26 protein-coding genes are annotated in these 23,059 nt (G+C 59.4%); 18 read left to right on the plus strand and 8 right to left on the minus strand.

Annotated elements, in window-relative coordinates; genetic code table 11:
* Window positions 1–9 precede the first annotated feature (9 nt).
* Both HNQ36_RS19070 and HNQ36_RS19075 read right to left on the minus strand, forming a co-directional pair.
* Window positions 10–531, minus strand: coding sequence for a DsrE family protein (locus HNQ36_RS19070; RefSeq protein ID WP_184087611.1), 522 nt, complete (start codon window positions 529–531; stop codon window positions 10–12).
* A 30-nt stretch (window positions 532–561) separates the two neighbouring features.
* On the minus strand, window positions 562–1,047 hold the full coding sequence (locus HNQ36_RS19075; protein ID WP_246395439.1) for a hypothetical protein: 486 nt from the start codon (window positions 1,045–1,047) through the stop codon (window positions 562–564).
* A 1,121-nt stretch (window positions 1,048–2,168) separates the two neighbouring features.
* Between HNQ36_RS19075 and HNQ36_RS19080 the strand changes: the two genes are divergently transcribed.
* Window positions 2,169–2,522 (plus strand): hypothetical protein, encoded by a 354-nt coding sequence (locus tag HNQ36_RS19080; RefSeq protein ID WP_347339984.1) that lies wholly within the window; start codon window positions 2,169–2,171, stop codon window positions 2,520–2,522.
* Window positions 2,523–2,542: 20 nt separating this feature from the next.
* On the opposite strand, the gene HNQ36_RS19085 is transcribed toward HNQ36_RS19080, so the two are convergent.
* Window positions 2,543–3,412 (minus strand): L,D-transpeptidase, encoded by an 870-nt coding sequence (locus HNQ36_RS19085; protein WP_184087613.1) that lies wholly within the window; start codon window positions 3,410–3,412, stop codon window positions 2,543–2,545.
* 66 nt (window positions 3,413–3,478) lie between these two features.
* Window positions 3,479–4,513 (minus strand): amino acid ABC transporter substrate-binding protein, encoded by a 1,035-nt coding sequence (locus HNQ36_RS19090; protein ID WP_184087615.1) that lies wholly within the window; start codon window positions 4,511–4,513, stop codon window positions 3,479–3,481.
* Window positions 4,514–4,709: 196 nt separating this feature from the next.
* On the opposite strand from HNQ36_RS19090, the gene HNQ36_RS19095 reads away from it, so the two are divergent.
* From HNQ36_RS19095 to HNQ36_RS19105, 3 genes are all read left to right on the plus strand, one after another.
* The gene (locus HNQ36_RS19095) at window positions 4,710–5,726 is read left to right on the plus strand and encodes an Lnb N-terminal periplasmic domain-containing protein (protein WP_184087617.1); all 1,017 of its coding nucleotides are present in this window, start codon (window positions 4,710–4,712) and stop codon (window positions 5,724–5,726) included.
* 229 nt (window positions 5,727–5,955) lie between these two features.
* Window positions 5,956–6,375 (plus strand): hypothetical protein, encoded by a 420-nt coding sequence (locus tag HNQ36_RS25975; protein ID WP_210312101.1) that lies wholly within the window; start codon window positions 5,956–5,958, stop codon window positions 6,373–6,375.
* A gap of 82 nt (window positions 6,376–6,457) precedes the next feature.
* Window positions 6,458–6,886: a DUF992 domain-containing protein gene (locus HNQ36_RS19105; RefSeq protein WP_347339990.1), complete on the plus strand. Its 429-nt coding sequence runs from the start codon at window positions 6,458–6,460 to the stop codon at window positions 6,884–6,886.
* A gap of 93 nt (window positions 6,887–6,979) precedes the next feature.
* Here HNQ36_RS19105 and HNQ36_RS19110 read toward each other — a convergent pair whose 3' ends face one another.
* Window positions 6,980–8,197: an ABC transporter substrate-binding protein gene (locus tag HNQ36_RS19110; protein WP_184087621.1), complete on the minus strand. Its 1,218-nt coding sequence runs from the start codon at window positions 8,195–8,197 to the stop codon at window positions 6,980–6,982.
* A gap of 159 nt (window positions 8,198–8,356) precedes the next feature.
* Here HNQ36_RS19110 and HNQ36_RS19115 point away from each other — a divergent pair, with 159 nt between their 5' ends.
* Genes HNQ36_RS19115 through HNQ36_RS19125 form a run of 3 tightly spaced genes read left to right on the plus strand, consistent with a single transcriptional unit; the run spans window position 8,357 to window position 10,628 of the window.
* A complete protein-coding gene (locus HNQ36_RS19115; RefSeq protein ID WP_283809716.1) occupies window positions 8,357–9,004 on the plus strand; it encodes a helix-turn-helix domain-containing protein in 648 nt (215 codons plus the stop codon).
* Window positions 9,005–9,016: 12 nt separating this feature from the next.
* Window positions 9,017–9,460: a cupin domain-containing protein gene (locus tag HNQ36_RS19120; RefSeq protein WP_184087623.1), complete on the plus strand. Its 444-nt coding sequence runs from the start codon at window positions 9,017–9,019 to the stop codon at window positions 9,458–9,460.
* 37 nt (window positions 9,461–9,497) lie between these two features.
* Entirely contained in the window at window positions 9,498–10,628 is a 1,131-nt protein-coding gene (locus HNQ36_RS19125; RefSeq protein ID WP_184087625.1) for an iron-containing alcohol dehydrogenase, read from the plus strand.
* Between the two features lie 449 nt (window positions 10,629–11,077).
* Here the strand turns inward: HNQ36_RS19125 and HNQ36_RS19130 are convergent, their stop codons facing one another.
* Entirely contained in the window at window positions 11,078–12,514 is a 1,437-nt protein-coding gene (locus HNQ36_RS19130) for a short-chain fatty acyl-CoA regulator family protein (RefSeq protein ID WP_184087627.1), read from the minus strand.
* Between the two features lie 140 nt (window positions 12,515–12,654).
* On the opposite strand from HNQ36_RS19130, the gene HNQ36_RS19135 reads away from it, so the two are divergent.
* The 4 genes from HNQ36_RS19135 to prpB are packed head-to-tail and all read left to right on the plus strand — an operon-like array spanning window position 12,655 to window position 16,767.
* A complete protein-coding gene (locus tag HNQ36_RS19135; RefSeq protein WP_246395440.1) occupies window positions 12,655–13,080 on the plus strand; it encodes an acyl-CoA thioesterase in 426 nt (141 codons plus the stop codon).
* 16 nt (window positions 13,081–13,096) lie between these two features.
* Window positions 13,097–14,641: an MmgE/PrpD family protein gene (locus HNQ36_RS19140; protein ID WP_184087629.1), complete on the plus strand. Its 1,545-nt coding sequence runs from the start codon at window positions 13,097–13,099 to the stop codon at window positions 14,639–14,641.
* 14 nt (window positions 14,642–14,655) lie between these two features.
* Window positions 14,656–15,825, plus strand: coding sequence for a bifunctional 2-methylcitrate synthase/citrate synthase (gene prpC / locus HNQ36_RS19145; protein WP_184087631.1), 1,170 nt, complete (start codon window positions 14,656–14,658; stop codon window positions 15,823–15,825).
* Window positions 15,826–15,846: 21 nt separating this feature from the next.
* Window positions 15,847–16,767 (plus strand): methylisocitrate lyase, encoded by a 921-nt coding sequence (prpB, locus tag HNQ36_RS19150; RefSeq protein ID WP_184087633.1) that lies wholly within the window; start codon window positions 15,847–15,849, stop codon window positions 16,765–16,767.
* Window positions 16,768–16,981: 214 nt separating this feature from the next.
* Here prpB and HNQ36_RS19155 read toward each other — a convergent pair whose 3' ends face one another.
* The gene (locus HNQ36_RS19155) at window positions 16,982–17,257 is read right to left on the minus strand and encodes a hypothetical protein (protein WP_184087635.1); all 276 of its coding nucleotides are present in this window, start codon (window positions 17,255–17,257) and stop codon (window positions 16,982–16,984) included.
* Between the two features lie 478 nt (window positions 17,258–17,735).
* Between HNQ36_RS19155 and HNQ36_RS19160 the strand changes: the two genes are divergently transcribed.
* The 5 genes from HNQ36_RS19160 (at window position 17,736) to HNQ36_RS19180 (ending at window position 21,363) form a co-directional block, all read left to right on the plus strand.
* On the plus strand, window positions 17,736–17,918 hold the full coding sequence (locus HNQ36_RS19160) for a hypothetical protein (RefSeq protein ID WP_246395441.1): 183 nt from the start codon (window positions 17,736–17,738) through the stop codon (window positions 17,916–17,918).
* Window positions 17,919–17,934: 16 nt separating this feature from the next.
* The gene (locus tag HNQ36_RS19165) at window positions 17,935–18,348 is read left to right on the plus strand and encodes a hypothetical protein (protein ID WP_184087637.1); all 414 of its coding nucleotides are present in this window, start codon (window positions 17,935–17,937) and stop codon (window positions 18,346–18,348) included.
* 568 nt (window positions 18,349–18,916) lie between these two features.
* Window positions 18,917–20,431 (plus strand): site-specific integrase, encoded by a 1,515-nt coding sequence (locus tag HNQ36_RS19170; protein WP_184087638.1) that lies wholly within the window; start codon window positions 18,917–18,919, stop codon window positions 20,429–20,431.
* Between the two features lie 155 nt (window positions 20,432–20,586).
* Complete coding sequence (locus HNQ36_RS19175; protein WP_019198754.1) at window positions 20,587–20,820, plus strand: helix-turn-helix domain-containing protein; 234 nt, start codon at window positions 20,587–20,589, stop codon at window positions 20,818–20,820.
* Window positions 20,821–21,132: 312 nt separating this feature from the next.
* Window positions 21,133–21,363, plus strand: coding sequence for a helix-turn-helix domain-containing protein (locus HNQ36_RS19180; RefSeq protein ID WP_210312102.1), 231 nt, complete (start codon window positions 21,133–21,135; stop codon window positions 21,361–21,363).
* Between the two features lie 94 nt (window positions 21,364–21,457).
* Here the strand turns inward: HNQ36_RS19180 and HNQ36_RS19185 are convergent, their stop codons facing one another.
* Entirely contained in the window at window positions 21,458–21,835 is a 378-nt protein-coding gene (locus HNQ36_RS19185; RefSeq protein WP_184087642.1) for a hypothetical protein, read from the minus strand.
* Between HNQ36_RS19185 and HNQ36_RS19190 the strand changes: the two genes are divergently transcribed.
* Both HNQ36_RS19190 and HNQ36_RS19195 read left to right on the plus strand, forming a co-directional pair.
* On the plus strand, window positions 21,835–22,428 hold the full coding sequence (locus tag HNQ36_RS19190; protein WP_184087644.1) for a hypothetical protein: 594 nt from the start codon (window positions 21,835–21,837) through the stop codon (window positions 22,426–22,428). The two genes, HNQ36_RS19185 and HNQ36_RS19190, sit on opposite strands and share 1 nt — an antisense overlap.
* 85 nt (window positions 22,429–22,513) lie before the next feature.
* Window positions 22,514–23,059, plus strand: coding sequence for a hypothetical protein (locus HNQ36_RS19195; protein ID WP_082757966.1), 546 nt, complete (start codon window positions 22,514–22,516; stop codon window positions 23,057–23,059).

Here is a 23,059-nt window from a genome sequence, read left to right on the forward strand (position 1 = left end):
CCTCGATGCTCACGGCTTTACATACGACCATCCACGCTCCTGCAGCTCCATGACGCGCACAACGCCGGATTTCACAACTTTCGCTTCTGAAACGAGAGCAATCTCCTTATTCTCGGCCTTGCTCATATTCTCCTGGGTATTGCCGCAGGCCTTGAAGGAGATAGCTGGCGTACTCGCCGTGATCGCCGTGATCCGCGCCTTGACCGGCGAGGTGTCGTCGCGCAGCATATGCAGGCCGGGACCGAAAGTGACAATCTCGATCGTCACTTTCTCGCCGAGGTCCTTGTAGTATTGCGCGACGTTCGTTGCATTGTTGAGCGCCAGATTCATCATCGCAGGTTCGTTCGTATTCACCTGCAAGACAAGATTGTGCTGCTTCTTCTCGGTAGCAGGCCGCTTCGACGACTGCGCTGTCGTCGGCTTCTTTGCTATGGTCTGCTTCTTTTCCTGTGCCGTCGCGGAAGGTGCGACGATGAGCAGCGCGACGAGGGCCCCCAACGCAGCCCTGGCAAATCTTCCAAATTCCATCATCGCGCATCTCCCGTGTTAGCTCGAGGATCATTAGTTGCGTGGCTTGGCAACGGCGTGAGGCCACTTGCACGCTGCGGCGACCTTGTCTCGGACCGTCTTCAGTCCGCCGAAGGAAAAATACCCGTCTTGGGCGGCACCATCCCGGGCGGAGAGACGGACGGTAATGCCCCCTTCTTCGGGGAGCGACAGCAACAATTGCACGACGTCGCCCCGGAATGCAGCGCCCGCTCCAAATGCTGGCGAACGTGCTGCGGATTGCACCGGCCGATCGTCATTAATGCGATAGGATATCGTGTAGTCCTCGCCAGTGCGCGAGACCGCTGGCCCTGTGATCACCAGTTCAGTGCGGCCGCTGCGGCAGTGAATCGAGAGGTCCATCGATGAGCTGTTGGGGCCACCGCGGAAGGAACTGGTGGCGGTGACAATCGGCGTATAGTCGATGGGCGAAGTGGTCTCGCTGACAATCCAGTTGTTGCTGCCCTCCGGGGCCGAACGAGGCCGGCGACGCGATGTCACGCGACAGCCTGTCCAGACATTCCAGCCGCTCCACACGCTCCATCAGAGAGCAGGCGCGAAGATGGACCATCGGATCGCTCGCGCTTTGCACAAAAGCGATTCCGGTTCACCATTCCCTCATTGCCGCAACGCGTTGAATCGGTCCTTCGCTTCCTGAATGCCGCCGGCATAAGCATTTGCATAAAGCTCGCGCGCTTTCGTCGTATCGCCGCGCGTTCCATATGTCCCCAGGTGGAGAGAATGACGGGGTCATAAGTCTCCGCGAGCGTGAAGCTCGCCTGTGCACTGCCCGTCTCGGCAGCGCGCTCAAGCACGATCCGCGCCGCGCCAATATCCCCTGGCGGAGCAGCGCGCTGGCGCGCGCAATCAACCGTGCAGCTTCCGGACTGTTTTGCGCCTCCGCAGCAAATATGCGGCGATGCCGCAGCCATCTGGGCAACCGGGCTGCTCGCCGCGGTCTGGAGCGCTATGGGCGGATCGGCCGTTCGGTGGGCCAGATCCCGCTCCAGCGCTTCGGCCCTGTCGCGTTCCTGCTGCAACGAGCGTCGCAATTCCGCCGTGGCGCTTTCCGCCGCTTGCTTGAGCTGTGCCGCTTCGTCAGCAGTCTTGTTTGACATCGCCACGTGCGTGTCGATCTCGCGGCGCGCTTCCCTGAGTTCGTTTGCGAGTTCGCGTAACTGGAGATTGCGTGCATTGACAGAGCGCCGCGTCTCAGCAAGCTCATTTGCCAAGGTCTCCGTGCGGCGTCGCTCCTGCTCCAACGACTGCGCTTCGAGCGCCGACGCCTCCGCTGCCGGCTTGACCTCAATGCACAAACTCTATTCGACTTGCAGCCGACCCAAGATAATCCTTTTGGCTACGGGTCAGAGCGCCCAATGTCCCAGAGTTCCCGCGATCAGTTTTCAGTTCGACTAGATTCTCTGTTGGCATACCGCCCAGGAAAACGAGCACCGCTCAACAACTCGCCGGCACGATTGAGGCAAGCATCCAGCGATCCGCCTGCATTGCCATCGTGAATAGACGGTATAGGTTGAACTCACTGACGGGATCTGATGCCGGGAATGTATCCGTTCGCCCAGCATCGCGGCTCATGCGGCCGCACAGTCCTTACGGAGGTCAGCGTGCGAACACTGCTTGCGGGAGCGATGACGTTCGCATTGTCCAGCACGCCGCTCCATGCCCTGCCACCGGACAACGCCGATCCGTCATTGGCCCCTTGGTTCAAGAGTTTGAAACAGCCGGGAACGGGCGCGGAATGTTGCTCAATCGCTGATTGCCGCACCGCTGAGGTGCGGCGGGATAGCCAAGGTTATGAGGTCAAGATTGACCAGAAGTGGCATGTCTCAACGATCTTCTGGCTCCGAGTCCCGGCAGAGAGAATACTCGATGAGCACAGCAACCCGACCGGGGGTGCGGTTTTGTGCTACACGCCCGAGGCGGGCATCCTCTGCTTCGTCCCGCCTCCCGAAAGCTAAGATTCGAACGGCCGAAAGCGCTAGCTGACAAAAATCACCCGGGTTTCCAGGGAAACCCGGCGATACAGATCTTCGACATCTTCGTTCACCAATCGGATGCATCCGGAAGCCACGAGGTGACCGATGGTTTTCGGCGAGTTCGTCCCGTGAATAAGCAGATCGGGCCTGTCCATCACCAGCGCACGAGCGCCAAAGGGATTTCCAGGACCGCCGGCCAGCGGACGAAATGCCGCCGTCTCTTTCGCGGTCTCGGCGCTCGCGGGCTTCCACTCAGGCCACTCGAGTTTGTTAGTGACACGATAGAGCGTTCCCGATTTCAGGCATTCCCGGGCAATTCCGATCCCGTAACGGCGCGCGGAATTGTTGGAATCGATCAGATAGAGAAAGCGGTTTTCCCGGTCGACCACGATAGATCCAGGAATGACGGTGGTTCGATAAAACACGACCTGACGCTGGAGCGCGAATGGCAGGCCCTCAGCCGATGAACCGCCATCGACCCCGGGCTTCAGGTCCGGCATGACGATATCTTCGCGGCCGCGCGAAGCAGTCGCGCTGCCGCGCTTGCCGGCCAGATACTGATAAAGAAAGACCGACAGACCGATCACAGCGACGATCGCGCATGCAATCACCGCAACGCGCTTCCAATCAATGCCGGGTGACAGCAGTTCTTCGGCTGCCGTCGACTTGTCCTGGTTCAACTCTTCGGAAGCGAGATCGCTCTCTATTCGCTGGATGGCAGCTTCGAGTGCAGAGACATGCAGCGCGGCGGCCTCTCGCGCCAGGTTGGACCTGGCAATCAGGCCGCGCGCGTCCCTGTAAATCTTGTCGCGTTCGGCTGCGCCCTTGCCGGCAACGGCCGTCGTCAACAGCGAGAAATAATCCACATTCATGACTTGCCCCAAGAACTGCCCCAAGAACTGCCCCAAGAACTGCTCCAAGAACTGCCCGATAAGGAATTACCTGATGGGAGGCGCGTACTGGATTCCGCCGCGCGTCCAAAGCGCATTCAATCCGCGAGGAATGCTCAAGCTCGACTGTGTCCCAACATTTCTCTCATAGATCTCGCCATAGTTGCCGACGGCGCGGACAACCCGGACGGCCCAATCCTTGGTGAGACCCAATTGCGCGCCGAATTCGCCCTCGATGCCGACAAGGCGGCGGACATCCGGATCGGACGATTTCAGCGCCTCATCGACCGATTTCGATTTGACCCCTAACTCCTCGGCATTGATCAGTGAAAAAAGCGTCCACTTGATCAGGTTGAACCAGCGTTCATCGCCCTGACGCACCGCCGGTCCGAGCGGCTCCTTCGAAATCACTTCTGGCAGGATAATGTGACTGTCGGGCGCGGACAGCTTGAGACGCTGCGCATAGAGCTGTGAAACGTCGCTTGTCAGGACATCGCACTTGCGATCGTCATAGGCTTTCAACGCTTCGTCCGACGTGGGAAGCGCCAGTATCTTGAGCTCCATCGTATTGGCGCGGAAGTAGTCCGCCAGATTGAGCTCCGTCGTCGTACCGCTCAGGGTGCAAACGGTCTTTCCGCCGAGATCCAGTGCGGTGTCGATCTTGGCAGCCCTGCGCAGCAAAAATCCCTGGCCGTCATAATACGCAACAGCGGCAAACATCACGCCCAGCGAACCTTCACGCGACATCGTCCAGGTCGTGCCGCGCGACAACACGTCGATCTCCTTCGACTGCAGCGCGGCAAAACGCGACGCTGTGTCGAGCGGCACAAACGTCACCTTCGCAGGATCGTCAAAAATGGCGGCAGCCACGGCGCGGCAAAAGTCGACGTCAAAGCCGGACCAAGCGTTCTTGTCGTCCCTGCTCGAAAAGCCCAGCAGACCCTGACTGACGCCGCAATTGAGCGTTCCGCGATCCTTGACAGCGTTCAATGTCTGAGCGCTGGCGGACCCGGGCGACACAAATGATACGGCAAGCAAAGCCAGGCTCAGGGCGCCGGAGCGTAACCTGTAACAAGTAAGCATTTGGGTCTCTCGATCAATTGCGATGCCCACTGGGGCCAAACTTGAAACGAATTTGAACAATCATGTAGAGTTGCGAAAGGCTACCAGAACGTACTTAGCAAGTGAAGTCTGGCCGGTACACTCCCTGCGTCCGCTTCCACCCTGGCGTGACAAATACCTCGAATACGGATTCAGTTGAAAACAGCGGAAGGAATCCATGAGTTCGCTGCGCAGGTTTTTGTCCACGTCGCTCGGCTGGCTAATAGCCGGGCTTTGGTTTCTTTGCCGGGTCCTGCTCATCGCGTGGGCAGCCCTGGCAATCTACTATTCGAACCTGCCATGGACCGCGGCGCGCCTTGCGCTGGCAGTGGCCTTTGCGGCCTTCGCGATCTGGGCCCTCTGGTTCTCACGTCAACGGCGGATGCCCGCGGTCTTCGGCTTGTTGTTTCTTGGCGTTGTTGCGTGGTGGATTTCGATTCCTCCCTCGCACGATCGCGAGTGGCGGCCGGAAGTCGCGGTGATGCCACGGGCGATCATCGACGGCGACCGCGTGCGCATCACCGGCGTGCGCAACTTCGACTACCGTACCCGGAACGACTTCACCGTACGCTGGGAGGAGCGCGAGGTATCGCTGTCGCACCTGACCGCGCTTGATTTCTACGTCTCATATTTTACCGAGGGGCCGGTCGGGCACACGTTCGTAAGTTTCATCTTCGACAACGCCCCGCCGCTGACGATCTCGATCGAGACACGACCAGAGATCGGCGAGGGCTTTGCGCCGGTCGCTTCACTGTTCAAGCAATTCGAGTTGATCTACGTGGTGGGCGACGAGGGCGACCTCGTCGGCGTACGCACCAACCACCGGCGCGAGCCAACATACCTCTATCGCCTCAACGCCTCCGCCGACGATGCACGCCGGCTGCTGCTGGTTTACCTGACGCGGATCAACGAACTCGCCGACCGGCCGGAGTTCTATCACCTGCTGACCAACAGTTGCACGATCAACATCGTGCGCTATGCGAATGCCGCCGGACGAGCCGGCCGGTTCGACATCCGCCATCTGCTTAACGGCCTGATCGACAGCTACCTCTATCACTCGGGCCGGGTGGACACGACGCTTCCGTTTGACGAACTGCGTCGGCGCTCCCTGATCAACGAAGCCGCGCGGGCCGCCGATGGCGCATCCGATTTTTCGGAGCGCATTCGCGCATCTTTGCCGACAATGTCTCCCTGAGACGCTCCGCCCCCGCAGCTTTCCCGCAGCAGCGTCAGTGCGACGTGGAGCTAAATGATTCTGATCCTCAATGAGCGGGCAGCGCTCCTTTGACGTGATCCTCACTCAGTGCCGGATCGACCGCCGGAACCCGAGAGAATTGTCTGGCCGCAGACCAATTGATGGCACAAAATGCACATTCCAAACCAACATTTCAAACGGACCACGGGGGTGGTCTACGCTGTTGCCAATGTCCGATGTCTTGCTAGTCTTGGATGTTGAAGTGCTGGTAACTCGCTGCATGCCGAGTATGGGCGCTTCTCAAGAGCGATGGAAAGGCGCGCATATGAATAAATTTCTAGCGTTTGTCCTTGTGGCCGCTGCCCTGCTCTTCGCAGAATTGACGCCACGGCTGGTTTCCAGCGCTACTGCGCAAAGCGTCACCATCGACCGCGATGGTGTGCGCATCGATCGAAGATCGCATCGCGTGGGCCGTTCGGAGGCGATTAGAATAGCCCAACGAAACGGAGTATCTCGCGTCAGACATGCCGACATGCGGGGCCGTTATTGGGTCGTCACCGGTGAAAGTCGCCGCCGGCGCGACATTCTGCGACTGACGATCGATGCACGAACCGGACGTGTCATCGGGCGCCGTTATATCCATCGGTAATGAACATTGCCGCGGCTCTTTCTTGAACAAGGAATGAAAAATGCGACGAGGGATATTGATTCTGTTTTGTCTTTCGCTGGTCATGGGCGCGTCACACGCCAATGCACAAGAGTCCCGCGCCCAGGCCGGTGAACTCGTATGTAGAGGTGGGCCAAGCGTAGGACTGATCGTCGGTTCGAGCCAAAGGCTCAGCTGCACTTTTCGTTCTTTTGAGACTGGCCGGCGATACACTTATTCCGGCACCATGAGGCGTGTTGGTCTCGACATTGGTGTAACAAGCGGATCCAGATTGCTATGGGTGGTTTTTTCCGCGCGATCGTCACGTGTTAAGCGCAGCACTCTCGCCGGGACCTACGTTGGAGCGAGTGGGGACGCCTCTTTTGGCTTTGGCGCAGGTGCGAATGTTCTGGTTGGCGGATTTAACCGCTCGATTTCGCTCCAGCCGCTCTCAATTCAGGGCCAGACTGGCGTGAACCTCGCGGTTGGTGTCTCGCGACTGACCTTGCGTTAGCGCGCCCACAAACTCCTGCCTGAGAGCGCATGGCGGCATCTTGTAATGCGCTTGGGCTTCAAGCGCCGTCCCGAAGGACGGCGCTTCGTCGCATTATCGTTGAGCTAGGAGCGGACATCCACCTTCGCTCAGCGGGCGGAAGGCTTCATCAGCCGGTATCGTTGAAACGATATCATAGTAGTCCCACCGCTGTTTGGACTCGGCCGGCTTCTTCACCCGCGCGATATACATGTCATGAAGAAACTGGCCGTCGGCCCTGACCTTTCCATTCGGCGCGAATGCATCCGAAACGGGCAGTTCACGCATCTTGTCGGCCACCTTCAGGGCGTCGTCGGTCTTTGCCGCTCGCACAGCATGCAAGTAGTGCCGGACCGCGGAATATATCCCGGCCTGCGTCATCGTCGGCATGCGGCCCTGACGTGCGAAGTACTTCTTTGACCAGGTCCGCGAAGCCTCATCGCGATCCCAGTAGAAAGCCGTGACGAACTGCAGGCCTTGTGCAGCGGCAAGCCCGATGGAGTCGATGTCAGTGAGGAACACTGTGGGAGCGACAAGCGTCTGCTTGCTGGTGATACCGAACTCGCTGGCCTGTTTGACGGCCGTCGTCATGTCCGCGCCGGCATTGGCGAGCGCAACGACCTTGGCGTTTGATGCTTGCGCCTGCAGCAGGACCGAACTGAAATCCGCCGTGTTGAGCGGGTGTCGCACCTCGCCGACGACCTTGCCGCCGGCCTTTTCGATGGCGCGGCGCATATCGTTCGAAAACGCATGACCGAAGGAATAGTCCACGGTTATGAGAAACCAGCTATCGAGCTTTTGCTTGGTCAGCGCGCTCGCGAGCCCATATCCATTGGTATAACTGGAATAGACCCACTGGAACGAGGTTCGGGTGCAGGCCTTTCCTGTGAAATCGGAAGAGGCCGATGCATTCAGCACGATCCTCTGGCGTTCGTTTGCCAGTGTCGTTACCGCGAATCCAACTCCAGAGTTGGAAATGTCCGCGACGACATCGACTTTCTCGACATCGAACCAGCGCCGGACAATGCCTAAACCGATGTCCGGCTTGTTTTGATGATCCGCCGAGATAATCTCGATCGGCACGCCGTCGATAGCATTGCCGAATTCCTCAGCAGCCATTTTCGCTGCGACGACGGAGCCTTCGCCCCCGAGATCCGCGTAAGCGCCCGATCGATCATTCAGAATGCCGATCTTGATGACGTTGTCCGATTTCCCGCTGTCGGCAGCGACGCTTTGCGAAACCGCCGTGCCGGCGATTGTGCACAATAGAACCCCTAACTTCACGATCTTCATGGCGACCCTCCTGTTTGTGAGTGATTGCTTGGTACGCAATCTTCTTGGCGGCACTCGCTGATTCCGGATATAAACCATCGTAATTCGCCAATTTAATTGCTTATAAAGCAATTTTAATTGACAAGGAAGCAAATTCAGAGAAAGGTGCCGGAGATGAAAATGCAGGACGATGCGCTGGTTGCTTTGGGAGCGCGAATTCGTTCGCTACGCGAGGGGCGTGGGATGAAACTGAAGGACTTGGCCGATGGCGCGGGGCTTTCAGATGCGTTCGTGTCACGCCTTGAGCGCGGGCAGGTTTCCAGTTCGGTGGCCAATCTGATCCAGATCGCACATACGCTCGATGTCGGCGTCGCAGAACTTTTTGTCGGAGCTCCGGATCAGCTGCGAAGCAGCGTGACTGTGCATCGGGTCAAGGATGCCGGGGAAGCTCAGAACATTCCAAGCACCGGCTATCGCTGGCGGCTATTTGCCGGCGGCATGCCGAACGACGATCTCGAAGTGTTTCATCTGGTGTTTCCACGCAAGAACCGGATGGACCTGATGGTGTCGCATCCCGGTCAGGAATATTGCTACGTGATAAGCGGACTGATCCGCTTCCATGTCGGAGCCGAGAGCTTTGACCTCTCCCCCGGTGAAGGCATTTTCCTGAATTCTGAACTGCCGCACCGCGCCGATAACGTCGGAGATGACGAGGCGCGCATCTTGATGGTGGTCGCAAAGTCTCCCTCGAAGACTGAACACTTCGATTGGTGGAGAGTACCAACCGCGTCGCCTGCGATGCGGACAACCAAGACCAAATCAAACTAGGAGAACCAAGGTATGCAGACGGCTCCGATCACACCAAGCGGCAAGCACTTGCCGTATGAAGTGAAGCATATGGACGATATCGAATGGGAGACCATTCGCTGGCCGGGAGAAACCGGCAAGATGTTGTTTCATCCCCGTCCTGAGCGCCCGACCGAACCCAATGCCGGGATTCTGCGGCTCGCACCCGGCGCCCACCATCCAGTGCACAACCACGACTTCGCGCAGGTCTGGTACATCCTCAGCGGCGAATTTCAGATCGACGATAATCTATGCAAGGCAGGCACGATGATCTTTCATCCGGACCCGCATTTCGAAGGCAAATTCGAAACCGCGACCGGCGGGGATATCCTGATCGTGCAATATCCCGGCCCCACCACTGGCGGTCGGCCGATTTATGCCGGGCGCTTCAATATGGAAGAGCGCCGCGACATTCGGGAAGAGCGTACGGATCTGTGACGCGAGATTGATTGAGTAGACCAAAGGGCAACGCGTCATGACCATGATATCCTATCTCACCACCATCAGATTCGGTTTTGACGAATCGGATGCGTTGTCCGACGAACTCAAGGCGGTCGGCATTGCCCGACCGCTCGTTGTCACCGATCGGGGGATCATTGCCGCCGGACTGGTGGAGCGCGTGCTGGCGAAAGCAGGTGGCGCTCATTGGCCCGTGTTCGAGGGAACGCCGCCCAATCCGACCGAAGAGGCGGCGCATCAAGCTCTCGCGATTTACACAGCCGAACAATGCGATGGCTTGATCGCGATCGGCGGCGGCTCACCGATTGATCTCGCCAAAGCGGTCGCACTGCTTGCCACGCACGAGGGACCGCTTGAACAGTATGCCGCAATTCTTGGCGGCGTACCGAAGATCAGCGCATCGATCGCGCCTGTCATTGCTGTTCCGACCACCGCCGGGACAGGAAGCGAGGTTGGACGTGCCGCCCTGATCACGCTGCGCGATGGCCGCAAACTGGGATTCGTCAGCCCGCATCTGATTCCGATGCGCGCAATTTGCGATCCGTTGCTGACTCTTGGCCTGCCGTCCGGGCTTACCGCCGCGACCGGTATGGACGCGCTCTCGCATTGCGTCGAAACCTATCTCTCGCCGCGCATCAATCCACCGGCGGATGCTATCGCCCTCGACGGCGCAACGCGCATTATCGGCAATCTGACCCAGGTTGTTGCCCATGGCGACGATCGCGATGCGCGCTGGCAGATGATGATGGGCGCCCTGCAAGGCGGGCTGTGTTTTCAGAAAGGCCTCGGCGCGGTGCACGGACTTTCCCATGCGTTGGGCGGATTGACGGAGCCTAGTCTTCATCATGGCACGCTGAATGCCGTACTGATGCCGGCGGTGATGCGCTTCAATGCGGGGGCGATCACCGACAAGATTGCTCGGCTAAGGGCCGCGCTTGGACTGTCGGCTACTGCAGATGTTGCCGACTTCTTCGCAGGACTAAACGTTGATCTGAAGCTTCCGCGCGGTTTGCGTGCGATGGGTGTTTCGGCCAGTGTCATCGACGACATGATCAGGAAGGCCGCGCAGGATCACTCCACCGGCACCAACCCAAGGCCCATTGACGCCGCGGGCTATCGCCAAATCTTTGAACAGTCGTGGGAATAGCCCCGCCTATTCTGCGGCGGGACATCGGTCGCGACTGACTGGTCCTTTCGGTGCCACCGTAACTCGATCAGTCGCCAAAATTCCTTGTGTCCTCGGCTGTTTCGCGGGAGCCGAGGATAGGAGCTGCATAATCGATCAAAGCTGCACGATGCGCGAAATAAACTCGGTAATGCCCCTCGCCCTTCTTCATATCAGGCACTCCGCCGGATGATCAGAACTGACTGCAAGTATCTCCGAAGTCCCGCGCGGGCAATGCCTATCGTGCGTGCTCCCAGCCTGCGCGCTTGCTTGTCGCATCCTGTCTTAAACATGACTGCCTGTTTTCGACCAGCGATGACTGAGAGGCACCTGCCTCTCCTGTCTATTGATCCCCAAGCCCTTCTACAACCGTGGGTGTTTAGAGAATCTCCAAGAACTGGCAAAATCGTGAGCCAGCGCTCATAACCTTGTCATTGTGCGATCGGTGCAGACGTCGCATAGGGAGAAAAATGCGAGCGAGATTCATCAATGTTCAGTGCGCGCCCGATCGGCGGAAAAGCGCGCTGCGGACAATCAAGCCGCTCGCAGACCTTGCAGCCCATGCCGATCGGCGTCGCAACCGCCGGATCGATATTCAACCCCTGTGAGTAGACGATGCGTTCGGCGTGACGCACATCGCAGCCCAGCGCGACGGCGAATGTCTTCGCGGGCGCGCCATAGCCGCCCTGCCCGTGCGACACGGTCCGCGCGATCCATAGATATGTCCGCTCGTCCGGCATTCGCGCCAGTTGCGTCAGGACGCGCCCCGGATTCGCAAACGCCTCGTAGACGTTCCACAATGGGCAGGTTCCGCCGACACGGGAGAAATGGAAGTCGGTTGCGGATTGCCGCTTTGAGATATTTCCCGCGCGATCGACCCGGACGAAGAAAAAGGGAATCCCGCGCGCATTTGGCCGCTGCAGCGCGCTCAACCGGTGGCAGACGGTCTCGAACCCGACACCGAAACGATGCCCCAGCAATTCGATGTCATAACGCCAGCGCTCCGCTTCGCTCAGAAATACCGTGTAAGGCAAAACCATCGCGCCGGCGAAATAATTGGCAAGGCCGATGCGAGCCAACCCTCGCGCGTCGTCATTGGTGAAGCCAGCCTTGTCGATGATCGAGCGCAACTCGTTGTCGAGCTCCAGGATGGCGATCTGTGTGGCGAACTGAAAAGCCTGCTGGCCGGGCCGCAGACGCCGCGACAACTGCATGACCTTCGCGCGCGTATCGAATTTCCGTTGCGTTCCCGATGGCAATTCGTCGAACGTGTCGAACACCGCTTTGACGCCGTGACGGCTTTCGAGATAGGCGGCGAGCGCTGGCGCCATCTGCCCGATGGGAAATTTCATCCGCATGGCGATGGCTTCGGCGGCCTCGTCCAGTTCCGGAATGTGATTGTTGTGCGCGTAGAAGAAATCGCGCACCTCTTCGAACGGCGTCGATGGCAGGATCGCGGACGCCGCCTGACGGTCCTCGCCGAGCCGCGCGGACAGTGCCGCACTTTGTTCGGTCGCTAAACGGTATTTGCGATTCAGCGTCACCAGCGCGCGCCCCACCGCCGGCATGTTCAGCGCAAGTTCGCGCAAGTCGGCTGTCGCAATGGTCTCGCCGAGCGCCGGATCGGCCAGCGCCTCGCGCAGATCGGCAATCAACCGCGCCTCGTCGTCATCGGAAAACGACTGCACGTCGAGACCGAAGGTGGAATTCAACGCGAGCAGCACCGGCAGCGTCAGCGGCCGCTGGTTGTTCTCCAGTTGATTCAGGTAGCTCAGCGAAATGCCGAGCTTGGCGGCGAGCGCCGCCTGCGTCAGCCGCCGCTCCTCGCGAAGCCGCTTCAGCCGCACACCCATGAAAGTCTTTTTCATTGGACAGCCTCACTTTGCAGACTTTGCAAACTCGACCACGAACCTTCGCAAAACTTCGCTATTTCAGGCATTTTCAAGCACTTCGCTATGCAGATATTGCGAAGTTCTGACGGAATAACAAGCCGTCCGGAGCGCTCCCGATGCAATTATCTGCAAAAGCCGCCGAGCCAGTCCGGGAAACCCGTTTCGTCGAAATGGTATTTCCCGGCCTGTCCAATCACTACGGCACACTGTTCGGCGGCAATGCGCTGAACCTGATGGGTAAGGCCGCATTCGTCGCCGCCGCGCGGCGTGCCCGCTGCAACGTGGTGATGGCGACATCCGACAAGATCGAATTCCACCAGCCGATCCCCGTCGGCGAGTTGATCGAGATCGTCGCTCGCGTCGAGCGCGAGGGCCGTAGCTCAATGACGGTGTGCGTGGAGATGATCCGCGAAAATCTCGCCAGCGGGCAACGCGATGTCGTGACCCGCGGAAATTTCGAGATGGTTGCCGTCAACGAGCACGGCCGGCCGGTCGCCATCGCGCAAAGCGCTCCACTCAATCTGAAACATCAACTGACCTGAACAGGGAAAGACACCCGTGAAGCAGCATACCGTTCGCACCTACAAGTCGGCAGAACCGCTCAATCGCACCGATCAGCTCGCCTGGAAGATCGCTGAGGTCGCATCCGATCCGGTGGCGGTCGAGACCGATGTGGTCGAGATGATCGGCAACCGCATCATTGACAATGCAGCGGTTGCGGCGGCTTCAGTGGCGCGCCGTCCAGTCGCGAGCGCGCGGGCGCAGGCAGAGGCGCATCCGTTCCAGCCGGGCGCGACCGTGTTCGGCCTCAACAAGAGCCAGCGTATCTCGCCGGAATGGGCGGCGTGGGCAAATGGCGTCGCGGTGCGTGAACTGGATTTTCACGACACCTTCCTCGCGGCCGACTATTCGCATCCCGGCGACAACATTCCGCCGATCCTCGCCGTCGCGCAGCACTGCGGACTGTCCGGCGCGGATCTCGTTCGCGGCCTCGCGACGGGATACGAGATTCAGGTCGATCTGGTGAAGGGCATTTGTCTGCATGAGCACAAGATCGATCACATCGCGCATCTCGGCCCGTCCGCTGCCGCGGGCATCGGCACGCTGCTGAACCTGCCGACCGAGACGACCTATCAGGCGGTGCAGCAGGCGCTGCATGTCACCACCACCACGCGCCAGTCACGCAAGGGCGAAATCTCGAGCTGGAAGGCCTATGCACCGGCCTTCGCAGGCAAGATGGCGATCGAAGCAGTCGACCGCGTGCTGCGCGGCGAAGGCGCACCATCACCCGCGTGGGAAGGCGAGGACGGTTTCATCGCGTATCTGCTGAGCGGCCCGAAGGCGCAATACATCGTGCCGCTGCCCGAAAAGGGCGAGCCGAAACGCGCGATCCTCGACACCTACACCAAGGAGCATTCCGCCGAATATCAGAGCCAGGCGCTGATCGATCTGGCGCGGCGCATGGGTCCGAAGATCGGTGACCTGTCGAAGGTGGAAAGCATCGTCATCCACACCAGCCATCACACCCATTATGTGATCGGCACCGGCGCCAACGATCCGCAAAAAATGGACCCGAAGGCGAGCCGCGAAACCCTCGATCACTCCATCATGTACATCTTCGCCGTCGCGCTCGAGGACGGCGGCTGGCATCACGAGAAATCCTACGCGCCGGAACGCGCCAACCGCGAGAAGACCGTGGCGCTGTGGCACAAGATCTCCACGGTGGAAGACCCGGAATGGACACGCCGCTATCACAGCCACGATCCGAAGGAAAAAGCCTTCGGCGGCCGCGTCGTCGTTACGCTGAAAGGCGGCTCGGTCGTCAGCGATGAACTCGCGGTGGCCGACGCGCATCCCCTCGGCGCGCGCCCGTTCAAGCGGCCGGACTACATCAAGAAATTCCGCACGCTGTCGGACGGTGTGATCGCACAAGCCGAGCAAGATCGCTTCATCGCCACGGTGGAACGGCTGACCTCGTTGAAGGCCGGTGAACTGACCGATCTCACATTCACCGTCGATGCGAAACTGCTCGGCAGCCGCACGACGCACGGCATCTTCGATTGGCACCACGATGCGCCGGCAAAGCGCGCAGCTGCCCGGTAAAGGAGGACCATGCGATGGATGTGAAACCTGCCCCCAAGAAATCGGTGGCGCTGTCAGGCGTCGTCGCCGGCAACACCGCGCTGTGCACCGTGGGCCGCACCGGCAACGACCTGCATTATCGCGGTTACGACATTCTTGACGTCGCCGAGACCTGCGAGTTCGAGGAAATCGCGCATCTGCTGGTTCACGGCAGCCTGCCGACCGTATCGGAACTGCGCAACTACAAGGCCAAGCTGAAATCGCTACGCGGCCTTCCGGTGGCAGTGCTGCGCAGCCTCGAACTGCTGCCCGCCGCGGCGCATCCGATGGATGTGATGCGAACCGGCGTCTCAGCGCTGGGCTGCATCCTGCCGGAGGTGCACGATCACGGCCAGCCCGGCGCGCGCGACATCGCGGATCGGCTGATGGCCTCGCTCGGCTCGATGCTGCTGTACTGGCATCACTACGCCCATCACGGCCGGCGCATCGAGGTCGAGACCGACGACGATTCCATCGGCGCGCACTTCCTGCATCTGCTCCATGGCAAAAAGCCCTCGGCGTCGCATGAGCGCGCGATGCACACCTCGCTCATTCTTTACGCCGAGCATGAGTTCAACGCCTCGACGTTCACCGCGCGATCCATCGCAGGCACCGGCTCGGACATGTATTCGGCTATATCCGGCGCCATCGGCGCCCTGCGCGGACCCAAGCACGGCGGCGCCAACGAAGTCGCGTTCGAGATTCAGAAGCGTTACGACAGCGCCGATCTGGCGGAAGCGGACATCCGCCGCCGCGTGGAGGCCAAAGAGGTCGTGATCGGATTCGGGCATCCGGTCTATACGATTGCCGATCCGCGCAACAAGGTCATCAAGGAGGTCGCACGGCGTCTCAGCACCGAGGGCGGCAGCATGCGGATGTTTGAGATCGCGGACCGGATCGAAGCCGTGATGAACGAAACCAAGAAGATGTTCGCCAATCTCGACTGGTTCAGCGCGGTGTCCTATCACGCCATGGGCGTGCCGACCGCGATGTTCACGCCGCTGTTTGTGATCTCACGGACGTCCGGCTGGGCCGCGCATGTGATCGAACAGCGCATCGACAACAAGATCATCCGGCCGTCGGCGAATTATGTCGGCCCGGAAAACCTGACATTCGTGCCGCTCGACGAACGGGGCAAGGCGCCCTCTTCGGTCCGGGCCGCCTGACGGCCATCCAAGGAAATCCTCATGCCTTATCTTGTTGCCTCCGATCTTCCCGCTGAGAGCGCGGGTCGGCGCTTCCGCGCATTGCTGCAACGTCCCGGCATTCTCCGTATGCCGGGCGCTCACAACGGCATGGCCGCGCTTCAAGCCAAGGCTGCGGGATTCGATGCGCTTTATCTGTCCGGCGCGGCCATGACGGCCTCGATGGGCCTGCCGGATCTTGGCGTCATCACGGTGGATGAAGTCGCGTTCTTCGTGCGCCAGATCGTGCGCGCATCAGGCCTGCCGCTGCTGGTCGATGGCGATACCGGTTACGGCGAGGCGCTCAACGTCATGCACATGGTGCGGACCTTCGAGGAAGCGGGCGCTGGCGCGGTGCATCTCGAGGACCAACTCCTGCCCAAGAAATGCGGACACCTGAACGACAAGAAACTTGCGGACGCCCACGATATGGCTGCGAAAGTCGCCGCCGCTGCAAAAGCGCGCCGCGATCTGGTCATCATCGCGCGCACCGACGCGGCCGCGAGCGAGGGGTTGGACGGCGCGGTGGCACGCGCGAAGCTCTACATGGAGGCCGGCGCCGACGCGATTTTCCCCGAGGCGCTGAACACCGCCGAGATGTTTCGCGCGTTCGCAAAGCGCATGCCCGGCGTGCCGTTGTTGGCGAACATGACCGAATTCGGAAAAACGCCGTTCTTCACGGCAGCCGAATTTCAGGACATGGGCTACCGGATGGTGATTTGGCCGGTGTCGTCGCTGCGCGTCGCCAACAAGGCCCAGCAGGAGCTCTATGCGGCCATTGCACGCGACGGCGGGACTCACAAGGTTGTGGACCGGATGCAGACCCGCGCCGAACTCTACGACATGATCGGCCTTCATGAGTACGAAGCGCTGGATGCGTCCATCGTCCAGACCATTGTTCCGGAGAGCATGCCGCAACGGTAACTGAGTTGGCTGTATAAACTTTCAATCGATCTTTGATTGACGACATTCCATAGCCGTACGCGTAGAACCAATCAACGGCCAGCTAGCTTTTCAGATTTTCTTATCAGCGATCCCTAAGCCGGAGCGCTGCTCTGACGGAAATACCGGGACCGGCCTGTTCACCGGCGTCTCACGCCCGACCTAGAACTTGCATCGTCAAAAGCTGGTCGTCCGGCTACCGCAACGCCGCTGCTTTGAAGGCAGCTTGCAGCAGTTCGATGTCCTGCGAGGTCGTTGGCTGCCATCCACAAGGGCATTGCTGATTCCGGTGAGTAGCGGCGACCTGCCGATAGACCGATCCGAGCGCTCCAGCCATGGCACTGATGACGGCCACAGGCGAGAGATGCGAAGCATCAAGTGCCCGGCAGAAAGCCGTCATCAGTACGCGATCAAGATCAGCTTCCACCGACCTAGGATCGTCAGTATTCGGGACGTCTTGTGGTTTCAGCATTTCTCCCCCGCTGTGGGGCGCCTGCACAATCGCGGGGCATCTCCGACGACCTGTATGCTTTTCCCGATTGATGCTCAATACATCCGCATTAGAAGGCATCGAAGGTATTGGACGCTGCAACAGTCTAGGATTCCGACGTAGCTATGAGCTGTCCCCTACTCGTCTCAATTCAGCGATTGCATCGCCTTTAAATCGCGCGGCGCTTCCGCGCTCTATGAAGTCATCGCCAACAATCCACTTGCCGCCGAACCTATACCAAAACCTGATCGCGTCGAACTGATACGCGAATTCATAGACACCCCACCGAACGAAGCGCGTCGGATCACGAAGGGCATCGCGCTAAAGTCTACTTGCTCTCCCCCATTGGTTGCGCTTGGATGGTGTCTGGGTCTGGGGAGGCTTACAGAAATGAGAATATTGTGCGTTGCGGCGCTTTGCGTCGCGCTGGGCGGCTGCGCGTCTGTTACGCGCGGCTGGGATGAGCAAATCGCGGGGCAACATCCTCCTGGGCGGCGTGGTCGATGGCGTAGTTGATGCCGCAAGCGGCGCTGCGCTCGACCACAAGCCAAACCCGGTCATTGTCACCCTGAAGCCTATTGCCCCTCCACCGCCTCCGCACAAGCCGCGACGCCCAAAGGCTCCGCCGCGCGCCACTTCGTAAAACCTGAGGTCTGATAATGCTCCTTGCAATTACCGGCGTGTGGCTCGCTCTCGCAAGCGCCGCGCCAGATAATCACGTCGTAAAAGTGCAGGAAACGCTCGGGGGAAAGGTTCAACCCTTTGGCCGGGAGCAGCTGAATTTGGCGGCGAACGAATGCCGCGCCCGCATGGCCAAGGACAACCCAACGATAAAATTGACAGGAAAGCTCATTCTCGCCACGCGGCGGAGAAACGAGACCATGGTCAAACTGTTCAGCGTTCCGCCTGACGACGCGATCGCCCTGGTAGCTCCAGCCCTCTTCACGAATGCAATCGGCGGACCCCGCAAGGGAATTATGGCCTGCAAGTTCGACATCAAAGACAAGCGCCTCGTCTACAATAGAATGGACAGGATTGGGCCTCTCAGCGCAGTCGTAACGGGTGTGAAATAGTAACCGTCGAAGATCGTGCTATAGCGCCTAGAGCTATCGATATAGCGCCCCGCATTCAAGCACTCGAAGCTGAGAAGATTTCTATCGCAGATCAGCTCGCAGCGGCAGACGCGGAAAACAACGTCGTCATGATCCACCCCGCCGCGATCAGGCACTATCTCGCCGATGTGGAACTCATGAGGGCGGCTCTGGAAGACGATAAGGCTGCCGAACGATCCGAACTAATCGAACCGCTAAGGCGACTGATTCAAAGTGTCGTGGTGCACGCCAGCCCCGGCGTAAAGGGCTTTGAGGTCGAAATTAAAGGCCGTCTGCACGAGTTAGTCGACCGGCCTCTCGTGGGTGGGGGGCCGAATGGTAGCGAGAGAGGGACTCGAACCCCCGACCCCAGGATTATGATGAGCCGCCTTTTATGGTCTAGGAGCCTCACTGGATCATACCGTGACGTTTTTTCCCCGAAAAACGGGGAGACTTCACTCCTTGAGGCTGCAATCCGGTCCGAATTCTTGGTTTCGCTGGCACGAGCGTGGTACGATTGCCGCGAAATTCCAATTCCAAGGATTCAATTGTGGCCGCTAACAAGCTTTCCACGAGGTGCGACCTGACCGCCAAGGTCGTCGAGGAGGCCATTGCACTGGCGCTCGCGGGCAAAACCCCGCGCTACGATTATTGCGACAACAGTCAGCCCTACTTCGTGCTGCGGGTCCGGGGTCATTCCTTGTCCTGGTTGGTCAAGACGCGGGATAACAGCATCAAGATCGGCAACGCCATGCCTCCTCAGCATCGCAAGCGCCTGCCGGAGCGGCGCATGCGGGCGAGCAAGGTGGGCGATGAGGACCTCGGACTGCGGGAGGCCACCAGGAGGGCCAAGATCGAATGGGCCAAGCTGGGCAACCAGGTCGCCGCGCTGGAAGAGAGGCAGTGCTGGACCTGGGACCAACTCGTCGAAGCCTATAAGACGTATATCTCGGGCATGCGCGAGGACGCCCGGGGTCAGCCTATCTACCCATCAAAGGAGACCAAAAGCGACGTCAGGCTGATCTTTGCCCGTCCCGAGGTCGCCAAACACGCAACCAGGCTCCTCAACAACCTGGATGAGCACTGGTTCGAGGATGTTCAGGAGGCTCTCCATAACGCACATGGCTACGACGCTTACCGGAAGTTCCGGAGCTACGGCCGCGCGGCGCTGAATTGGGCCCAGAAATTCAAACGCAAGGAGAGCGGCCTGGACGGCCGACAATGGTGGAAGCTGGCTGAGGAGCGGAGGCGCACCTCAAAGGAAGTCGAAAAGAAGCTCGTCCGGACCAAGGAGCTCAAGAAGAAGAAGTCCGACTTCAGGGTCGAGCATCTCGGCAAGCTTCTGGCCCAGCATGAGCGCTTCTGTCTTGCACGCTTCGGCAATGAGCGCATTTCGCCCGGTGTGCGATGGGGCTTATGGTGGGACTGCCTGACCGGACATCGGCGGGGATCCGGTACGTGGATTGCTTACGACGATATCGTCTTCGAGGACCCTCGCCTTCCGAAAGGCTGGGGACTGGCGACTTGGCAGCCGGAAGTCATGAAAACACAGAACGCCTTTACTCTTCCGATCCCACCGCTCGGACTTCATATCATCCGCTGCTGCCGACGGGATGTGGATACAGCGACCGCTCGCATCGTCAAGAACCTCAAAAGTCCATGGATCTTCACTTCGAGGGTGCTTCAATCCGATGCGGGCATCATCCCCGCATCAGGCTCCGGCCTCGCGAACCACATTCGAAATATGCGCGGTCAGCGTGCTAAACATGGCGGCAATCATCGAGATATTCTCAAGGGCATCCCGCCATTCAGCATGCACATTGTCCGCTCCACGATGGGAGATTATATCCTTGATGAAACAGATCTCCCTCGAGGCGTGGCCTCGCTCATCATCGCCCATGAAATTGCGGGCGACCACAGGTCAGAAATGGACCGCGTTGGCGATACGGGAAAACGTTGGTACTTCCAGGCGCAGCGCATCCCCGAAAAGACCAAAGGAATGGAGCTGTGGTCGAAAGCCCTTCTAGAGGCTTTCGATAACGCAGGAGGCATCTATCCGACGTGATCGTTCGCCGCGTGTCTGGCGTCAAGAGGAAGCTCAGATAGCAATATCGCTTTGGGCGGCCCGAGCGCATCCATCAGTATATTGCTATACGCCAAAGCGTATTATGCGTCATAACGTATAGAAAGTCTTTTGCCCGCGATGCTTGATCGCGGTGGATGGCCAAGGAACCAAGAAATTCGCCACGTAGCGTTCTGGCACGTAACGTCAGACGGCTTCGGCTTGAGCGCGGCTATTCCCAGGAGGAACTCGCTGCCGAGGCCAAGACAAGGCAGGCTCTCGTAAGCAAGGTCGAAGTCAGCGACGCAAATCCCACGCTCGATTCGCTCGCGCGGCTGGCACGGGCTCTGGGCGTGGACTTAGCCGAGCTTTTCGACGCGTCCCGCAAGTGAGCGGAGCAGATACGCCGGCGTTGTAGGCGAACGCGCCGACTACTTCCGATTGGCATCAGCCGCGAGACTACGCACCTAGGCGACGTGGTGATGCGCCTGTTCACGAGCCACAAGCAGCGCGCACCACATTCCGATAGGCCGCCGATCTGCACGTAGCTGCGTTGATCACCTCCACGCGAATCCTTGCCCCTAATCGGGGTAGCGGGAGCTTTTGAATCATGCCAAGGTTGGTGTGGCATGCTCCTACGTCGACTTGTCCGAAGACGCGTCAAGGATTCGACAGGAGCCGTGCCCAAACCTAAGTCCTTTCCGATGCGAAAAGCAGGCGATGATATCGTCAAAGATACTTTCGGCCGAAAGGTAAGAGAACTTCGGCTTTCCTTGAGCATGTCCCAGGCAGATTTGGCAGATAGGACGGAGACCCGTCAGGCGTTCATCAGTGAGATTGAGCGAGGAGAAGCCAACCCGACGCTCGACTCGATCCTGCGGATCGCAACAGCCTTGGGTGTTGAGGTGGTCGAGCTTTTTGACTCACGTCAATGATGAAGCTGGATTGATCGTAGGCGGAGCCTGCCTCCGCCGAGACGACCTAAATCCGTCCCAAGACTTTTAGCGCCATATCTTTGACGTACTTTTGCTATACGTTATATCGCATAACATGACTGCGAATTAGTATAACATGAGTGCGAATTAAATTGTAAGGCGTTTTGATGCGGCTGAGGATTTGACCAGCAGCCGGTTTTGTCTTCGTCTTGATCACTGCAGAGGCGCCACCTTTCGAATCCGATGTTCGGATTGTCGAAACGGCTGGATTCGTTAGTCCGAAACGCCACGGACCTTTCCGGCCACCCTGACGGACAGCATCAGAACCGCCATTCTCACCTTTCAATCCCAGATCAATACGGACCTTGAACGTTCGAGCTCCATGAAAGAAAGGATTACGCCGATGTCCAGCAAACACCCCCGCCATGACGACATCTTCCGTGATCCGCAACTTCTTCAGGACATCGATCAATGCGCATCTCTCAACTTCGCCGTCAGACTGTCGTCCCGTCCTTCTTCGCGAGCTCCAAATGCAAGATTGCGATTCCCCTACGCAACGTCCTTCTCCGCGACGCGCTCCAGCAAGCGAGCCTTGAGTCTTCGGTTCGGGCGATCAGCTATCGGAAGGCTACGCACTTACAAGGCTCGCCGGTCGCGCTTATAGGCGTGGTGATAGAAAGAGTGGACGGGAATTTTCTTCTCGCGGTTTGCGAGACGCGACCGAAGCGTAGCGACGAGGAACTCTCTCGCCTGGCAGAAGCGCTCGAAAGCAGCGGACTACGCTTGCTCGAACGGGACGCTCACGATATCAGACGTGAACCCTTGTTCTCCAACGCGCGCACAGTCTGGTCGTATGAGCGCTATCATGTCCCACTCAAGGACAGGCTCAAGATCGCAGCGGCGCTCAGCGAAGACGGACCGCAATCGATCATCGAGTTGGAAGAGCGTGCTCGTCCTACCTGCGATATCCTCGCTGCAGTTTGCGCTCTGGCTTGCGAGGACCTGGTGCGGCTCAACATCGACGATGCCCCCTTAAGCCCGAGCACCATTGTGCTCGGAGGATAGGAAATCTGACCGCGTGTACTGGTGCGAGCTATTCGCGCGGGCTGGTTTCGCGAACGACGTTCGCTGATTTGGCATGAGGCGTATGATGGCAGATATAGTGCGCGATTGGCGGACCGAGCTGGTCGAGGCTTACCCCGACCTTTTTCACCCGCCGGTGGGTGACCCAGGTGCCGCCCAGGGATCGCCGGAATGCGGCGAAGGGTGGTGCGACCTGCTAGAGCGCGCCTTTGCTCGCATCCGGACTGCGGTCCAGGCCGACGGCGGCTCGTTGAAGGTCGCGCAGATCAAGGAAAAGTACGGGACGCTGAGGCTGTACTGGCAAGGCAGCTTGTCACCCGAGGCCCGCGCCCAGGTCGCAGAGGCCGTCGATTTGGCGGAAGCCCGCTCTGCTTGCACGTGCGAGCTTTGTGGCGAAAACGGGCGGTTGTACGGCCCGGACTGGCTGACGACGCGCTGCATGACCCACGCCCGGGGACGTCCCGTCGAGAGACCACCAGGCTTCGAAAACATTCACCTCATGCAACGCATCGTAGACGGTCGGCTTCGAACCGTCGCGTGTCGCCGCTACGACAGGGCGTCGGACCGCTTCATCGACGTCGACCCGGCCTCTTTGGGGATCGAGGAAGAGTGA

It is taken from the genome of Afipia massiliensis, assembly GCF_014203115.1.
GTDB lineage: Bacteria > Pseudomonadota > Alphaproteobacteria > Rhizobiales > Xanthobacteraceae > Afipia > Afipia massiliensis.

What these genes read in the sequence shown, in the direction of transcription:
- HNQ36_RS19070 (WP_184087611.1), bottom strand. Translation starts at nt 531, where the DNA reads ATGATGGAATTTGGAAGATTTGCCAGGGCTGCGTTGGGGGCCCTCGTC.
- HNQ36_RS19085 (WP_184087613.1), bottom strand. Translation starts at nt 3,412, where the DNA reads ATGAATGTGGATTATTTCTCGCTGTTGACGACGGCCGTTGCCGGCAAG.
- HNQ36_RS19090 (WP_184087615.1), bottom strand. Translation starts at nt 4,513, where the DNA reads ATGCTTACTTGTTACAGGTTACGCTCCGGCGCCCTGAGCCTGGCTTTG.
- HNQ36_RS19095 (WP_184087617.1), top strand. Translation starts at nt 4,710, where the DNA reads ATGAGTTCGCTGCGCAGGTTTTTGTCCACGTCGCTCGGCTGGCTAATA.
- HNQ36_RS25975 (WP_210312101.1), top strand. Translation starts at nt 5,956, where the DNA reads ATGTCCGATGTCTTGCTAGTCTTGGATGTTGAAGTGCTGGTAACTCGC.
- HNQ36_RS19105 (WP_347339990.1), top strand. Translation starts at nt 6,458, where the DNA reads ATGGGCGCGTCACACGCCAATGCACAAGAGTCCCGCGCCCAGGCCGGT.
- HNQ36_RS19110 (WP_184087621.1), bottom strand. Translation starts at nt 8,197, where the DNA reads ATGAAGATCGTGAAGTTAGGGGTTCTATTGTGCACAATCGCCGGCACG.
- HNQ36_RS19115 (WP_283809716.1), top strand. Translation starts at nt 8,357, where the DNA reads ATGCAGGACGATGCGCTGGTTGCTTTGGGAGCGCGAATTCGTTCGCTA.
- HNQ36_RS19120 (WP_184087623.1), top strand. Translation starts at nt 9,017, where the DNA reads ATGCAGACGGCTCCGATCACACCAAGCGGCAAGCACTTGCCGTATGAA.
- HNQ36_RS19125 (WP_184087625.1), top strand. Translation starts at nt 9,498, where the DNA reads ATGACCATGATATCCTATCTCACCACCATCAGATTCGGTTTTGACGAA.
- HNQ36_RS19130 (WP_184087627.1), bottom strand. Translation starts at nt 12,514, where the DNA reads ATGAAAAAGACTTTCATGGGTGTGCGGCTGAAGCGGCTTCGCGAGGAG.
- HNQ36_RS19135 (WP_246395440.1), top strand. Translation starts at nt 12,655, where the DNA reads ATGCAATTATCTGCAAAAGCCGCCGAGCCAGTCCGGGAAACCCGTTTC.
- prpC (WP_184087631.1), top strand. Translation starts at nt 14,656, where the DNA reads ATGGATGTGAAACCTGCCCCCAAGAAATCGGTGGCGCTGTCAGGCGTC.
- prpB (WP_184087633.1), top strand. Translation starts at nt 15,847, where the DNA reads ATGCCTTATCTTGTTGCCTCCGATCTTCCCGCTGAGAGCGCGGGTCGG.
- HNQ36_RS19155 (WP_184087635.1), bottom strand. Translation starts at nt 17,257, where the DNA reads ATGCTGAAACCACAAGACGTCCCGAATACTGACGATCCTAGGTCGGTG.
- HNQ36_RS19160 (WP_246395441.1), top strand. Translation starts at nt 17,736, where the DNA reads ATGAGCAAATCGCGGGGCAACATCCTCCTGGGCGGCGTGGTCGATGGC.
- HNQ36_RS19165 (WP_184087637.1), top strand. Translation starts at nt 17,935, where the DNA reads ATGCTCCTTGCAATTACCGGCGTGTGGCTCGCTCTCGCAAGCGCCGCG.
- HNQ36_RS19175 (WP_019198754.1), top strand. Translation starts at nt 20,587, where the DNA reads ATGGCCAAGGAACCAAGAAATTCGCCACGTAGCGTTCTGGCACGTAAC.
- HNQ36_RS19180 (WP_210312102.1), top strand. Translation starts at nt 21,133, where the DNA reads ATGCGAAAAGCAGGCGATGATATCGTCAAAGATACTTTCGGCCGAAAG.
- HNQ36_RS19190 (WP_184087644.1), top strand. Translation starts at nt 21,835, where the DNA reads ATGCGCATCTCTCAACTTCGCCGTCAGACTGTCGTCCCGTCCTTCTTC.
- HNQ36_RS19195 (WP_082757966.1), top strand. Translation starts at nt 22,514, where the DNA reads ATGGCAGATATAGTGCGCGATTGGCGGACCGAGCTGGTCGAGGCTTAC.